Raw genomic sequence first — 15,220 nt, 5'->3', positions numbered from 1 at the left:
CATGAATGTCGTAGACATCATCAATAAGGCCGTCGAGCAACGCCGCACGCGCTTTGCCTTCGAACTGCTGCCGCCGCTCAAGGGCGACGGCATGGGCGGCGTCTTCGAGAGCATCGACCGGCTGATCGGATTCGACCCGGCCTACATCAACGTGACGTTCCACCGCGAAGGCATCAAGCAGGCGGTGCGTCCCGATGGCAGCGTCGAATGGCACGTCGTACGCCGCCGCCCCGGCACGGTGGGCATCTCGGCCGCCATCCAGAAGAAATACGGCGTCGAAGTCGTACCGCACCTGATCTGCGGCGGGCAGTCGAAATACGACATCGAGGATGCGCTGATCGACCTCGATTTCCTCGGCCTGCACAACGTACTGGCGCTGCGCGGCGACAAGTCGCAGAACGAAAAGTTCTTCATGCCCCACCCGCAGGGACATACGCATGCCGTTGACCTCGTGCGGCAGATCGCGGCCATGAACCGCGGCCAGTTCGTCGACGGCGAGGTCGAGGAGTGCCACCACTCGAAATTCTCGATCGGCGTGGCGGGTTACCCGGAGATGCACGAGGAAGCCGCCTCGCCCGAGGCCGACATCGCCTGCCTCAAGGCGAAGGTCGATGCCGGGGCGGAATACGTCGTCACGCAGCTCTTCTACGACAACGCGCGGTTCTTCGATTACGTACGCCGGTGCCGCGAGGCCGGCATCACCGTCCCGATCATCCCGGGCATCAAGCCGTTATCGACGGTGCGCCACCTGACGCTGCTGCCCCGGACCTTCGGCTGCCATATCCCCGAGGAACTCGAGCGCGAGGTGCTGCGCCACAAGGACGACCCGAAAGCCGTCCGCGAAGTCGGCACCGAGTGGGCCGTCGCCCAGAGCCGGGAGCTGGTCGAGGCGGGCGTCCCCGTCCTGCACTACTACCCGATGGGCAAGGCCGACAACATCATAAAGATTGCAAAAGCGATATTTTAAACGACACAAATGAATCCCACAGAATTCCGCCGCCACCTGCATGCACACCCCGAACTGTCGTTCAAGGAACACGCCACGGCAGCCTTCATCGCCGATCGGCTCACGGAGCTGGGCATCGAACACCGTCCCATCGCCCGGACGGGCGTACTGGCCAGAATCGAAGGGCACGGGAAAGCCGATCCCAAACGCCGCGCCATAGTGCTGCGCGCCGACATCGACGCCCTGCCGATCACCGAACAGAACGACATCGGCTGGCGGTCGTGCAACCCCGGCGTCATGCACGCCTGCGGCCATGACATGCACGCGGCTGTACTCTTCGGGGTATTGCAGCAGCTCGGCGCCGAACCCGACTTCCGCGGCACGCTCTTCGGACTGTTCCAGCCGGGCGAAGAGTGCAACCCGGGCGGGGCGTCGCTGGTACTGGCCGAAAACCCGTTCGAAGGGTACGAGGTACGTGCCGTGGTGGGCGAACACGTCGAGCCGCAGCTGGAGGTCGGGACGCTGGGATTCCGCGCCGGGAAATACATGGCCTCCAGCGACGAACTGCGCTTCTCGGTACACGGCACGGGCGGGCACGGCGCCATGCGCCCGCAGCTGAAAGATCCCGTGGCGGCCGCCGCGGAGTTCGTGACGCGGCTCATCGCGCTCAACCACGAGGAGTGCGTGCTCTCGATCGGCCGCGTAGAGGCCGGAGGCGCCACGAACATCGTCCCCGACGAGGTCTACCTGGAGGGGACGCTGCGCACGTTCGACGAGCGTGAGCGCGAAATCATCCACCAGCGCATCCGCAACATCGCCGCCGAGATCGACAAGCGCCTGGGGGTGCGGATCGTCGTCGACATCAGCCACGGCTACCCCTGCGTGGTCAACGACGAACACCTCGTGAAACAGGCCGCGGCACTGGCCCGCGAGGAGAAACTGCAGGTCGAAATGCTGCCGCTGCGCACCACGGCCGAGGATTTCGGCTTTTACTGCACCAAATATCCGTCGCTGTTCTACCGGCTGGGCGTAGGCGCCGCGGCAGGACGTCCTCACACGGCGACATTCAACCCCGATGAAGGGGCTATCAACGTGGGCATCGGCTTCATGAAGCGCCTTGCCCTGCAAATTCTGAAGAAATGAAAAAGCAAACACAAAAAAAGCGCCCGGAAAAGGGTGCGAAGAACACCGACAGGGCGGCAATCATCCTGAGCCTTTTCCGGGAGTTCCCCAACAATAAATTCTCACTCAAGCACCTGGCTTCGGCCTCGGGAGGCGCCACGAAAGAGGGGCGCCGCGAAACATTCGAGATCCTGGGACGGCTGCACGACGAAGGCATCGTCGAGGAGTGCGCACGCGAGAAATACCGCCTCACGCACAAGCACCTGCCCCACTTCGAAGGCGTGGCGGACATGACGGCCACGGGGTCGATCTACGTGCGCGTCGAGGGTGAGGAGAAAGATATCTTCGTCAACCAGCGCAACACGGCCAACGCCCTGAACGGCGACCGCGTGGAGGTGGTCGTCATGCACCGCGGCCGCGACGGGAAGATGGAGGGCGAGATCACACGCATCGTTGAACGCAGCCGCAAACCCTATGTCGGCATCGCCGAAGTAGGGGCGCACCAGATATTCGTACGGGCGGATTCGCGCCGTATGCCGATGGACATCTACCTCTCCAAACGGCTGTACCCCGACGTGAAGGACGGCGAAAAGGTCGTCGTGCGCATAGCCGACTGGGCCGAGGGGAGCAAGAGCCCCGTGGGCGAGCTGATCGAGCGGCTGGGCATGGCGGGCAACAACGACACCGAGATGCACGCCATCCTGGCCGAATACGAACTGCCCTACCGCTTCGAGCCCGAGATCGAACAGGCGGCGGAGGGTATCGACGGCCGGATTACGGCCAAGGAGATCGCCCGGCGCCGCGATTTCCGCAATGTGACGACCTTCACGGTCGACCCGGCCGACGCCAAGGACTTCGACGACGCGCTTTCGGTACGCAAGGTCGGGGAGGGCGTATGGGAAATCGGCGTGCATATCGCCGACGTGACGCACTACGTGCGCCCGCATTCGGTGATCGACGACGAGGCCGTCGAACGCGGCACGTCGGTCTACCTGGTAGACCGCACCGTCCCGATGCTGCCCGAGCGGTTGTCGAACGAGCTCTGCTCGCTGCGCCCGCACGAGGCGAGCCTCTGTTTCTCGGCGGTATTCACGATCAACGAAGGGCTGGAGATACTCGACGAATGGTTCGGACGGACGGTGATCTACTCCGACCGCCGGTTCACCTATGCCGAGGCGCAGGAGATCATCGAAACGGGCCGGGGTGATTTCGCCGAAGAGGTTCTGACCCTCAACCGACTGGCACAGGCGTTGCGCAGGGAGCGTTTCAAGAACGGAGCCATCAGCTTCGACCGCGAGGAGGTGAAATTCCAACTCGACGAGGCTGGGAAGCCCATCGGCGTCTATTTCAAGGAGCAGAAAGAATCGAACCAGATGATCGAGGAGTTCATGCTGCTGGCAAACCGCCGTGTCGCCGAGTTCTGCGGCAAGCGCAAGACCGACAAGGGGCGCACCGTGGAACGCACGATGGTCTACCGCGTGCACGACAAGCCGAGCGAAGAGAAGCTCGACCGTTTCCGGCAGTTCATCCTGCGCTTCGGGCACATCTTCAAGGCCACGAGCGGGCGTGCCGTGGCCAAGGAGCTGAACAAGCTCTTCGCCCAAATCAAAGGTTCGACTGAGGAGAACGCCGTGTCGACGATGGCCGTGCGTTCGATGGCAAAAGCCTTTTACACGACCGACAACATCGGCCACTACGGCCTTGCATTCCCCTACTATACGCATTTCACGTCGCCCATCCGCCGCTATCCCGACATGATGGTGCACCGCCTGCTGGCGCATTACCTCGCAGGCGAGAAGGCGGCAGACAAGACGACGCTCGAAGATCTGTGCGCCCGCGCTTCGGAACGCGAAGTGATCGCCTCCGAGGCCGAACGCGCCTCGATCAAATACAAGATGGTCGAATTCATGAAGGAGCGCATCGGCGAAGAGTTCGACGGCCACATTTCGGGGCTCACCGAATGGGGCATCTATGTCGAGCTGGACGAAACCCACATCGAGGGCATGTCGTTCCTGCGCGACATCGAAGGTGATTTCTTCCAGTTCGACGAAGCCAATTACGAGATCGTCGGCCGCTCGACAGGCCGCCGCATGACGCTGGGCGACGCCGTACGCATCCGCGTGAAACGTGCCGACCTGCAGAAGCGCCAGCTCGATTTCGAGCTGCTGATAGACAACGGTCGTCCCATGGCCCCCGCACCCCGCGAGGACGGCCCGAAGGTACGCCGCAGCACCCGCCGTAAAAACCGATAGCCGTGCAACGCATCTACGACAAATGCCGGCGAAGGGAGCCGCTCTCACGCGAGGAGGCCTACCGGCTCTATGACCAGGCTCCGTTGCAGGAGCTGGCGCTCGTGGCCGACGAGGTGCGCCGCGCCGTGGTTCCCGACCCGGAGGTGGTGACCTGGCAGATCGACCGCAATGTCAACATCACCAACGTCTGCATCTCGGGTTGCCGGTTCTGCAATTTCCACTGCAAGCCCCACCAGACAGACCGGGCATTCGTCACCACGCTGGCCGAATACCGCGAGAAGATCGACCGTACGCTGGAGCTGGGCGGCGACCAGCTGCTGTTGCAGGGCGGCCTGCATCCGCAACTGCGCATTGACTTCTACGAGCGGCTTTTCTCCGACCTGAAAGCGCTCTACCCCACGCTGCGGCTGCATGCGCTGGGTGCGCCCGAGGTGGCGCACATCGCCCGCATCAGCGGCCTGACGACCCTGGAGACCCTGCGCCGCCTGATGGCAGCCGGGCTCGACTCGCTTCCGGGCGCCGGCGCCGAGATCCTCGACCCCGTCGTACGCAGGGCCATATCGCCCGCCAAGCCGTCGGTCGAAAAGTGGCTCGACGTGATGCACGAGGCGCACTGCCTCGGCCTTCCGACCTCGGCAACGATGATGTACGGCCATGTCGAGACCCCGCACCAGCGTGTAGACCACCTGCTGCGTATCCGCGACCTGCAGGCCCGCTGCCCCGAAGGAAAGTACGGGTTCATCGCATTCATCCCGTGGATCTTCCGGTCGACGGGCACCGAATTGGAACGCCAGGGGGTAACGACACGGTTCTCTCCGTTGGAATACCTGCGCATCATCGCCGTGAGCCGCCTTGTATTGTGCAATATCCGCAACATCCAGGCCTCGTGGCTCACCGTGGGCAAGGCCACGGCACAAGCCGCCCTGCACAGCGGCGCCAACGACATGGGGTCGATCATGATCGAGGAAAACGTCGTCTCCTCGGCCGGAGCGCACAACCGTTTCGACGCCGAGGGCATCCGCAAAGCCATCCGCGAGGCGGGTTTCACCCCTCGCCTGCGCGACCAGCTGTACCGGATGCGGGAATATGCCCCGCAGGCCTGAAACCCTCCCGGGCTCGCCAGGAAAAACACAGGAACGAAAAAACGAAAGGAAGTGCGAATAACGCATTTCCTTTCGTTTTTTTACGGCAAATCCGGGCACTGTCCGCCTACCGATCGCGGATGGACTCCGGCCCGGGCACGCCTATTCGATTACGGCCGCCCAGCCGCCATTGCGAACCATGTCGATCTTCACGACGGTCGAAGCATCGACTTTCCGCTCACGTTTCTTGTAATCCATGGCCTGCAGGTCGGCATTCACACCGTCCTCGAACGAGGTCATCGTATAACTGCGCCCGGCAGGCAGGAAATCGAGCGCGACCTCGGTGGAATAGGGCCGGTTGTTGGTAATGCCCCCGATGAACCACCGGTCGCCCTTGCGGCGCGCCATGACGACCTGTTCGCCGCACCGTGCACGCAGCACGCGCAGCTCGTCCCAGGTCGTAGGCACCGAGGCGATGAACTCCGTGCAGGGATGTTCGCGGTAATAATAGACCGGGTTGTCGGCCATCATCTGTAACGGGCTTTCGAAGACGACGTAAAGTGCCAGTTGGTAAGCGCGCGTCCCCGAGGCCATCGGGTTCGAACCCGTCGAACGGTTATCCTCGGGCTGAGAGCAGAACATCCCGCCCGGGGTGAAGTCCATGGGGCCGACGGCATTGCGGATGAAAGGCAGGTAATTGCTGTTGTCGGGTTTGCAGCGGCCGCCTTGCTCCATGCCAAGCACCGCCTCGTAGGTCAGCAGGTTCGGATAGGTGCGGAAAAGGCCCTTGGGTGTATAGGAGCCGTGCCAGTCGACGAAGATATGATGATCGGCCGCACACTTGGTCACACGCTCGTAATAGTTGACCATCCACTGGTCGCTACGATCCATGAAGTCGATCTTCACGCCCGGGATGCCCCACTCTTCGAGCGTCGTGAAAAGGCGTTCCATGTCCTTCTCGACGGCGAGCCATGTCAGCCACAGCACGATCTGCACGTTGCGCTCCTTGCCGTAGGCGATCAGGCCGGGCAGGTCGAGGTCGGGATTGGGACGGAATACGTCGGTCGTCGATGCCGACCAGCCTTCGTCCATGATAATATAGGGAACGCCGTATTTGGCTGCGAAGTCGATGTAGTACCGATAGGACTCCGTATTGCGCCCGGCACGGAAATCGACCCCCGACAGGCGCATGCCGTTCCACCAATCCCAGCTCACCAGTCCGGGCTTCACCCACTCCCAGTCGGTATCGGCAGCGGGAGCGGCCAGCAGCCACACCAGTTCGTTTTCGATCAGGTCGGCATCCTCCTCGGCCACGACGGCAAGGCGCCACGGGAAAGTGCGCGTCCCCTGCGTCCTGGCAATATAGGGTTCTTCGGAGAGCACCTTCAGGCTGCGGTCGCCATCGGGGCCGTACTCCTTCGGCACGCGCGGGAAAAGCGATTCGAAACCGCCCCGTCCGTCGCTCCTGACGAACATGCAGGGGTAGTCCCGTACATCGGACTCAGCCAGCAGGAGCTTCTTGCCCCCCGGCATCCCGACCAGCACGGGCAGGTAGCTCATCTTGTCCGAAGGGGCATACCCGGACATCGCCACACGGGTGTAGGGCTCCTCGTACATCGAACGGAAACCGTTCACCTCGGAGAGCCACGCCTCGCTTCCGGCGGGCAGTCCCAGCCGGCACTCTTCGCCGAGCACCTCGACCTCGCCGGGCAGCGAGGTGACGAAGCGGTAGGCCACACCGTCGTCGAAAAGGCGGAACTCCACCGCGTAGTCGCCGGCGAACCTGAGTTGCACGGCATTATAGCAGTTCCGGACGATGGCATCCTTGGTCGGGTTGCGGCGTTCGAGCATCTCGTCGGCCGAGGAGCGTTTCACGCTGCGCAGACGGGGAGCCTCGCCCAGCGTACGGTCTGCCAGGGTCAGCGACAACGTACAGGCATCGAGGACTTTGTCCGCACCGCTCCAGACGGTATAACTGATCTTGTCTGCCACCTCGATTTCCATGCGGAGGTTTCCGCCGGGCGACGTCGCACCGACGGTCTTGGCCGTAACGGCACCGCCCACAGCCAATGCGCAGAACAATGCCAGAAGTCGTTTCTTCATAATATAATAATTTAGGTCGGATACAAAGATAGCAAAAAAACGACAGGAGAGCCGCGATATTCCCGCGGCCCTCCTGAAAAAAACGAACCTGTTATTTTACCGTAATCGAGTTCAGCAGGTCGACCTTACCCTCGTTCACCAGCTTGAGAATCAACTCACCGAACAGCGTGTTCTGCCAAGCGAACCACGAGCGGGTGAAATCCGTCGGGTCGTTCACATTGAACGACTCGTGCATGAAGCCCGTCCCGGCATCGGTGGTCATCAGCATCTCTACGCAGCGCTTGATCTCGGCATCGTCCTGCGAGGTAAAGGCCTTCATCATGATGCTCATCGGCCAGGCCATGTCGTAACCGATATGCGGGCCGCCAATGCCTTCGCCCGCCGAACCGCGGAAGAAGTAGGGGTTCGCCTCGCTCCACACGAAGCGGCGGGTATTCTGGTAGATCGGATCGTTCACGTCCATATCGCCCAGGTAAGGCATCGCCAGCAGGCTCGGCACGTTGGCGTCGTCCATCAGGAAACGGTTGCCGTAACCGTCGACCTCGAAGGCGTAGATCGTCCCGTATTCGGGATGGTTGTAGGTGGCGTATTTCTTGAGCGCCGTCTCCACCTCGGCAGCCAGTTCGGTGCACTCGGCAGCCAAGGCGGCCTGTCCGTTGACTTTGGTCAGGATTTCGGCAGCCTTGCGCAGCGAAGTCACGGCAAAGAAATTCGAAGGCACGAGAAAGAGGAACGTCGTCGCATCGTCCGAGGGACGGAATACCGAAGCGATCAGCCCGACGGGATTCACCGGATTGCCCTTGCCCATGTTGCAGACCGTATCGAGCTGGCGGTCGGTCACACGCATGAACGTATAGGGGCCGACACCCTCCTTGCGCTGCTGTTCACGGAACGTCTTGAGAATGTTCCTGACGGCCGCCATCCAATGTTCGTCGAACACCGAATCGTCGCCCGTCACCAGCCAGTATTCATAGGCCAGGCGCAACGGATAGCACAACGAGTCGATCTCCCACTTGCGTTCGTGCAGTTCGGGGCGCATCTGGGTCTGGTCGCTCATCCACTGATGGTCGGGGTTCGGGTCGTAGGGGTCGAGGAACGCATTGGCATAGGGATCGAGCTCGATGCACTTGAACTGGCGGCGGATCACGCCGGCCAGCATACTGCGCAGGTGCTCGTCCTTGTTGGCCAGCTGGAGGTAGGGCCACACCTGCGCACCCGAGTCACGGAGCCACATGGCATGGATGTCTCCGGTATAAACCACCGTGTCGTCCTTGCCGTTGTCGTCCTTGCGGTAGCGCACCGTCGTGTCGAGCGTGTTGGGAAAACAGTTCTCGAACATCCAGGCCAGCTTGGCATTGGAGAGCACGCCCTTGATGCGCGCGATCTCGGCCTCGACGGCCTCGGAGCGGAACAGACGCTCGGACTCGGCCGGACGGTTGGTCGGGGCATATTCTTTTACGATCTTCGCTTTGGGCCTGGCCATACGCGTATTGTCCATAATCATAACCGCGGCTTCGGTTTCCGGAGCACTGCTGCGGAGCGCCGAGGCGTGTGCCGAAACCGTACCGGCCATGACGAGGGCCGCAGCAAGGCAAGCCCGGGAGATGTTTTTGTTTTTCATAGTCGTTTACAGAATTACTTTATTAGGGTTTTAAGTTATCAGTACAGGGTTACGGGGCCGCGCAGGCCGAGTTCCTTATTGAGCCGCTGCGCCCATTCCCAGCGGGCGGCCGTCGGAGTGTCGGCGGCACGGGCCTTGGCATAGTTGGTCAGCACCGTGGTGACACGGATCGTCAGGACGTTCGCGCCCTTACGGAGTTTGCCCGCTACGTCGAACGTACGTGCACCGTACCAGCGTATGCCCGCGGGCTCGCCGTTGACGAAAAGTTCGGTGATGCCGTTATGCGTAAGGCCGGCATCGAGCGTATGGTAGGCCGCCGGATCTTCGACATCGACCGTGCGGGTGTATTCGATGGTGCCGGCGAAGCTCTGCAACCAGGGGAACGGCAGGCTGTGCAGATCCACGAGGTCGGTCAGGGAGAATTCCCGGGTACTCTTATCCACATGGTGCGTGGCCCTGACATCCCAGATGCCGTTGAGGGCAATGGGGTTCGCGCTGCGGGGTGCAGGTGCGGGCAGCATTTGGCCACCGCGGTCTTTCTCGAAGACGATGAATTTCGCCTCGGCAGGCGTCAGGCACAACTCCAGCGTACCGTTCCGCATGTCGAGCATATGCCGCCCGCCCGTCTCGGCATCCCAGACCCAGGCCTGCTTGACCGCCACCTCGGCGGGGAATTCGAGCCGGGTCTGCATGGAACGTTCGATCGAAGAGTTGACGACGAAATAGATATCCTTGTCGCCCGACTTGTAATAGTTCATCATCATAAAACGGTCGGGGGCGGAGATTTTCGCATAAGGGGTCAGGCCGTATTCCGCTTGCAAGGTGCGGTACCAGCCGAGCATATCCCCCTGCGGGGCATCGACACGGACAAAACGGTCGGGCCAGGTCGTCACGACACGGTCGATGATCGCCTTCACACGGGCATCCTTCGCCGCGGCATCGCGGAATCCGAGCCCCTTGTGGGGCACCTTCCCGATGGCGATCACACGTCCGCCCGCCGCCACGAAGTCAGCGATGCGCGCAGCGGTCCGGGGTTCGAGGCTCTCGACCTCCATCAGCAACAGGGTCTTGTAGCTGCGCGAACCGAAGCGGAGCTGGCCGCCGGAGACAGACGACTGACAGATGACCTTCTCGCTGACATAGTCGCAGCCGTTGCCGCTCTGCTGGACGGCCTCCCAGAGGTCGTTGGCATAGGCGGGATAGGTGACGCCGGGATAGGGGTCGCGCTGCATGCCGTGGATCGACCAGAGGTCTTCGAGCGGCGGCAGGATGGCGATGTCGGCCTGATAGACGCTGTTCTGCAACAGGGCGGAGACACGCGCCTTGTAATCCATCCACGGACGCACATAAGGCCACCACGTATTGTTCTCGTTGAAATAAGTACCGAACTGTATCCAGCCGAAGAAATCCTTCTGGCGGGGGCTGTAATTGAAGCCGTGGAGCACCGAGTGGTTCACGCCCGAAAGGTTGCTGCGGTCGCCCGTCACCTTGACCTCCTCGAGCGTGGTCTGGAAGATATTGCCCACGTTGGTCTGCTCTTCACAGCTCACGATGTTGCGGTTGGCCAGGAACGCCCCCGAAGCGACGAACTTGTTGACCATGCTGTAACCGCGTCCCGAAAGGTACTGGTTGGGCTCCATCACCCGGCCGATACCGTCGTGTATCCACGATTCGCATTCGGGGATGTCGAGATACATCGACGTTTCGATGGGATGGAGCTGGTGGCCGTAGGCCTGGATGCGCGACTTGAGCCCGTTGCGATGGCACCACGCATTGTATACGTCGATGAAGTTCTCCTTGAAGAGCTGCATCTGCACGTGCCAGAAATCGTGGCGGACACGCTCGATCACGTCGCGCGTCACTTCGGGCGAGAAACTGCAGCCGTAAGCCTCACGGACGGGTTCGCCCATGGCTCCGGTACGCTGGAACACATAGGGCAGGAACGGATAGAGCGAGTAACCCATACGCTTCTCGAACTCGGCGAACATGCCGGGCGTCCAGTTGTTGCCTTCCAGCTCGAAACTGTCGCAGAACGCCGCGCGGATTTCCCCCTTGAGTTTGCCGCGGGTGAAATGCATCGCATCGGAAAATTTATCGAGGTAACGCTCCACGGCCTTGCCGTCGAGGTGGTTCACCACGGGCCCGCTGGCGCCCGGAGCCCCCAGGATAACACGCGAATAGCCGTTCAGCTTCACGAAAAAGTAGAGAACATGTTCGCCCTCGGGGACATCGACCGTGATGGTATCATTGCCGGCCTGTTCGTCGTACGAAACGCCCTCGGTGAAATGGGCGACATGCTTGGGCATCAGGCGGATGAACATAAGCTCCTTGGTCGGGTTGCTGCGGGGATTGGCCACATGGGCGTTGGCCATGCCCAGCACCTCGTCGCGGCCGATGGTAAACCGCCCGCCCTTGACATCGACCGTAACGGGATAGAGCATCTGCACCTGCTCCTCGGGCGCAAGGTATTCTGCGCCGAAGGGCCAGCCCGAGCCGACGATGATGTCGCAGACCATACCGCGCTCACGGCAGCCGTCGGCAGCCACGTTGACCATGCGGATCCACTCGTCGCTCAGCCATGTCAGCGCAGCACACCCCACCGTATCGGTGGTCTGGTCGGGGAACTGGATGGTGTTGATCTCCACACCGCCGATTCCGGCATCACGCATCACGTCCAGCTCGCGCAGGATCTCCTGCTCGTTCACACGGGCGCCGTTCCACCACCAGCGCACATAGGGACGATGGCGCCCGTCGGGATTAGCGAATGTTTTATACAACTCTTTTTCAGGGCGGACAGCCTTTGCCACGGGCAACTTTTCCGCAAAGGCGATCCCCGCGGCGAACACCGCGGCCAATAGTGTGAAGAGGATCTTTCGTTTCATCAGGTTATAGGTTTTTCGGTTTATTTCAAGTTCAGGTTTGCCATACGGGCATACATTTCGGCCATCCCGGCCTGCGTCAGCAACCATTTCCGGGAATCTTTCACGCGGCCCGTGAGATCCGCCCCGAACAACCCTTTCCCGTCGCGTGCATGCACCCACGCATGGTCGAGGCTGCGCTGCACGGCCTCGAGGTACTCGGCATTGCCGTCAATCCGGTAAAGTTCGATGAAGCCGCGTGTCATCACGGCGGAGAACCACACGTCACCCTTGCCTAAAATCCGGAACGGGGTACCGTCTTCGGGCGTGAACCCGGTAAAAAAGCACCCGTAGCTTGCCGCTGCGGTTCGTTGCGCGTCTTTCAAGTAGCTTTCGTCCCCCGTAGCCTTATGGAGCAGGGCACCGGCCTGCACCATCTGCCCGCTGTTACAAGAATACTTGGTCTTAACGAGCGTACCGTCGAGCGCCATGTTGTCATAGTATAGGCCGTCCCCGGGATCGGACAAGTACCGTTTCGTCCAGGCATAGAGGGCTTTGCCCTGTTCCAGGTAGTGCCTTTCGCCCGTAGCGGCATAGAGTTTGAGCGCATAAACCGCGGCCGGGGCATTCGAACAGGTATTTTTCGAATCCTTATGCTGCTCGCACCAGTAGATGCCGCCACCCAGCACGTCGTCCATGCCGCTCCCGATGAACTCCCATATCCGCTCCGCTTCGGCAAGGTACTTCCTCTCGCCGGTGGCCTCGTAAATATCGCAAAGGTCGATGCCCAGCCACAGGTTGTCATCGTAAAAACGGTCGGATCCCGCATCGACATAAGCGGCGTAAGCCACGGGCATACGCGTCGTATCGAGATACCGCGCCAGCCCGGGCAGTATGCGGCCGTCGATCACACTGCGGTACGAGGGATCGGCCCCGAGGATCGCGGTCGCAGCCGACAGGGTTCCCGAAAAAGGCCACAGGTAAGAATAGGGGTTCGGGGCGGCCTGCCCTTCTGCCAAATACCCGGCCTTGTAGTCCGCATCGAAAGGGTGATTTTCGCGCAGCAGGAAACTGCCGTCCACCCCGTACCATTTATAGATGGAATCGAGCGTCGCCTTCGCACGGCCGAGATTGCCGGGCGCGGTCGCACCGCACCGTCCGCAAGCGGCAAACGAGCACGTCAAGAGCGTTATGGCGAGAAATCTCTTCACTGGTTTCTTTTATTCGTAAGGCCCGGGCATGTCCATGCTGCAAGGGGATTATTTCAGTCCGACGCCGGACATGCGGCCGTACATCTCGGCCATGGCACCCTGCGTGAGCAACCACTTCTCGGCCTGTTTGTCTGCGCCCGTAAAATCGGTTTCGAAAAGCCCGTGCCCGTCGCGCGCATGATCCCACGCATAGTCCAGACTGCGCTGCACGGCATCGACATAGGTGGCATTGCCGTCGATGCGATAGAGTTCGACGAGCCCGCGTACCATCACGGCCGAGAACCACACGTTGCCCTTGCGGATGATACGGAATGCCTCACCGCCCTCGGGCGTGAATTCCTCGAAGAAATAATCGTAGCTTGCGGCGGCCGTGCGCTGCGCATCTTTCAGGTAGCTTTCATCGCCCGTAGCCTTGTAAAGCAGGGCACCCGCCTGTACCATCTGGCCGCTGTTGTAGGCGAACTTCGCACGGCCGATATTGCCGTCGAGCGACACGTTATCGAAATAGAGCCCGTCCCCGGTGTCGAGCAGGTGCTCCTTCGTCCAGGCATAGAGCCGTTTGCCCTGCTCGAGGTAGCGGCTGTCGCCCGTCGCGGCATAGAGTTTCAGTGCATAGACGGTGCCCGGTGCATTGGAACAGGTGTTCTTCGAATATTTCTTCTGTTCGCACCAGTAGATGCCGCCGCCCAGCACATCGTCCGTGCCGCTCTCGATGAATTTCCAGATCATCTCGGCCTGGGCGAGGTATTTCTTGTCGCCCGTAGCCTCGTAGATATCGCAGAAGTCGATGCCCAGCCACACGTTGTCGTCGTAGAAACGATCCGAGGCCGGAGCCGTATTAATATAGGAGGCATAAGCCGCCGGCATACGCGTCGTATCGAGGTACTCGGCCAACCCCGGCAGCACGCGGTTGTCGAGCACGCTGCGATAGGAGGCATCCTCCTCGAGGATCGTATTCACAGCCGAGAGCGTTCCCGAGAAGGGCCACAGGTAGGAATAGGGATTCGGACGCGCCTGGTCTTCGGAGGCAAGGTACCCCGCCTTGTAACCGGCATTGAACGGATAGTTTTCGCGCAGCAGGCAGCGGTCGGCGACACCATAATAAGCATAGACCGAATCGAGCGTTGCCTTGGCACGGTCGAGGTTGCGGGCCTGGCTCGGCGACGTCCGGTCACAGGCGGCAAAAGCACATGCGGCAACTGCCGCAGCGGTGAGGAGGAGTGTTTTCTTCATTATCTGTTATCGGTTATTCGTTGGGTGTCGGGGTGGTATACCGCGCCTGCTTCGTACGGAGGGCCTTGTTGATCCCCTCGACGACCATCGGCTCCATGAGCGTGTAGCCGTACAGGGTCGGATGGCAGCCGTCCTGGGAGAAACGGGCATCCAGGCCGCCGGAACCGTTGTCGAACGCCGCATGGTAATCCACATAGGGGATCTTATGTTCGGCGGCGTACTGTCTGAGCATCGTATTGAGCTCCGCGACGGCTGCCGCAGGTTTGATCTCGGGGCGCCACGAAAACCGGTCGCAGGGCAGCACCGAGCAGAGCACCACGCGGATCCCGTTGAATTTGGCCAGTTCGCACATCGAGACGATGTTGCCGAAGACGTTTTCGAGTTTGATGGCGCCGTTGTTCTGCGCAATGTCGTTGATACCGGCCAGGATCACCACGGCCTTCGGGTTCAGGTCGATGACGTCGCGGCGGAAACGCGCGAGCATCTCGGCGGTCGTCTGGCCGCTGATACCCCGGTCGACGAAGCCGTTGCGGGCGAAGAAATCGGGATCGGCCCCGATCCAGTTGTCCGTGATGGAATTGCCCATGAAGACCACTTCGACGGATTCACCCGCCAGTGCGGCATTCTGCTGTTCGTAACGCCCGTACTGCGCCCAGTCGCGGGGTTGCTGGGCTGAGAGCGAAAGCGCCGCGAAAACAGCCAGTGACAGGAGTACGATTTTTTTCATAGGGCAATAAGGTTTTTAGGTTTTCCGCTAACAAAATTAGGAAACCCGGAATGATCGGCAGTCCG

At 61.2% G+C, this 15,220-nt stretch carries 10 protein-coding genes; 4 read left to right on the top strand and 6 right to left on the bottom strand.

Features of this window, described 5'->3' with window-relative positions; genetic code table 11:
* Position 1: 1 nt before the first annotated feature.
* Genes NQ559_RS10040 through NQ559_RS10025 form a run of 4 tightly spaced genes read left to right on the top strand, consistent with a single transcriptional unit; the run spans position 2 to position 5,423 of the window.
* Entirely contained in the window at positions 2-967 is a 966-nt protein-coding gene (locus tag NQ559_RS10040) for a methylenetetrahydrofolate reductase (protein ID WP_018694806.1), read from the top strand.
* Between the two features lie 9 nt (positions 968-976).
* Positions 977-2,089, top strand: a complete 1,113-nt coding sequence (locus tag NQ559_RS10035; RefSeq protein ID WP_018694805.1) for a M20 family metallopeptidase — start codon at positions 977-979, stop codon at positions 2,087-2,089.
* Positions 2,086-4,320, top strand: a complete 2,235-nt coding sequence (gene rnr / locus NQ559_RS10030; protein WP_018694804.1) for a ribonuclease R — start codon at positions 2,086-2,088, stop codon at positions 4,318-4,320. Before NQ559_RS10035 ends, rnr begins: the two co-directional genes overlap by 4 nt.
* Before the next feature lie 2 nt (positions 4,321-4,322).
* Positions 4,323-5,423 carry a CofH family radical SAM protein gene (locus NQ559_RS10025; RefSeq protein ID WP_018694803.1) on the top strand — a complete coding sequence of 367 codons (1,101 nt, stop codon included), beginning with the start codon at positions 4,323-4,325 and terminating at the stop codon, positions 5,421-5,423.
* A 141-nt stretch (positions 5,424-5,564) separates the two neighbouring features.
* Here NQ559_RS10025 and NQ559_RS10020 read toward each other — a convergent pair whose 3' ends face one another.
* The 6 genes from NQ559_RS10020 to NQ559_RS09995 form a co-directional block, all read right to left on the bottom strand.
* Positions 5,565-7,505 carry a glycoside hydrolase family 97 protein gene (locus tag NQ559_RS10020; RefSeq protein ID WP_026318181.1) on the bottom strand — a complete coding sequence of 647 codons (1,941 nt, stop codon included), beginning with the start codon at positions 7,503-7,505 and terminating at the stop codon, positions 5,565-5,567.
* 91 nt (positions 7,506-7,596) lie between these two features.
* A complete protein-coding gene (locus NQ559_RS10015) occupies positions 7,597-9,126 on the bottom strand; it encodes a glycoside hydrolase family 125 protein (RefSeq protein WP_018694801.1) in 1,530 nt (509 codons plus the stop codon).
* A gap of 38 nt (positions 9,127-9,164) precedes the next feature.
* Entirely contained in the window at positions 9,165-12,008 is a 2,844-nt protein-coding gene (locus NQ559_RS10010) for a glycosyl hydrolase (RefSeq protein WP_018694800.1), read from the bottom strand.
* Between the two features lie 20 nt (positions 12,009-12,028).
* Complete coding sequence (locus NQ559_RS10005) at positions 12,029-13,195, bottom strand: glycoside hydrolase family 76 protein (RefSeq protein WP_154653987.1); 1,167 nt, start codon at positions 13,193-13,195, stop codon at positions 12,029-12,031.
* Positions 13,196-13,243: 48 nt separating this feature from the next.
* A complete protein-coding gene (locus NQ559_RS10000) occupies positions 13,244-14,428 on the bottom strand; it encodes a glycoside hydrolase family 76 protein (RefSeq protein WP_018694798.1) in 1,185 nt (394 codons plus the stop codon).
* 13 nt (positions 14,429-14,441) lie between these two features.
* Positions 14,442-15,155, bottom strand: coding sequence for a GDSL-type esterase/lipase family protein (locus NQ559_RS09995; RefSeq protein ID WP_018694797.1), 714 nt, complete (start codon positions 15,153-15,155; stop codon positions 14,442-14,444).
* Between the last annotated feature and the right edge of the window lie 65 nt (positions 15,156-15,220).

The organism is Alistipes onderdonkii (assembly GCF_025145285.1).
Classification (GTDB): Bacteria; Bacteroidota; Bacteroidia; order Bacteroidales; family Rikenellaceae; genus Alistipes; species Alistipes onderdonkii.
This window is presented reverse-complemented; position numbering and strand designations above follow the sequence as displayed.

Bases quoted from the DNA above. Each gene is read 5' to 3' on its own strand.
- NQ559_RS10010 (WP_018694800.1), bottom strand. From the start codon at position 12,008: ATGAAACGAAAGATCCTCTTCACACTATTGGCCGCGGTGTTCGCCGCG.
- NQ559_RS10020 (WP_026318181.1), bottom strand. From the start codon at position 7,505: ATGAAGAAACGACTTCTGGCATTGTTCTGCGCATTGGCTGTGGGCGGT.
- NQ559_RS10040 (WP_018694806.1), top strand. From the start codon at position 2: ATGAATGTCGTAGACATCATCAATAAGGCCGTCGAGCAACGCCGCACG.
- NQ559_RS10035 (WP_018694805.1), top strand. From the start codon at position 977: ATGAATCCCACAGAATTCCGCCGCCACCTGCATGCACACCCCGAACTG.
- rnr (WP_018694804.1), top strand. From the start codon at position 2,086: ATGAAAAAGCAAACACAAAAAAAGCGCCCGGAAAAGGGTGCGAAGAAC.
- NQ559_RS10000 (WP_018694798.1), bottom strand. From the start codon at position 14,428: ATGAAGAAAACACTCCTCCTCACCGCTGCGGCAGTTGCCGCATGTGCT.
- NQ559_RS09995 (WP_018694797.1), bottom strand. From the start codon at position 15,155: ATGAAAAAAATCGTACTCCTGTCACTGGCTGTTTTCGCGGCGCTTTCG.
- NQ559_RS10015 (WP_018694801.1), bottom strand. From the start codon at position 9,126: ATGAAAAACAAAAACATCTCCCGGGCTTGCCTTGCTGCGGCCCTCGTC.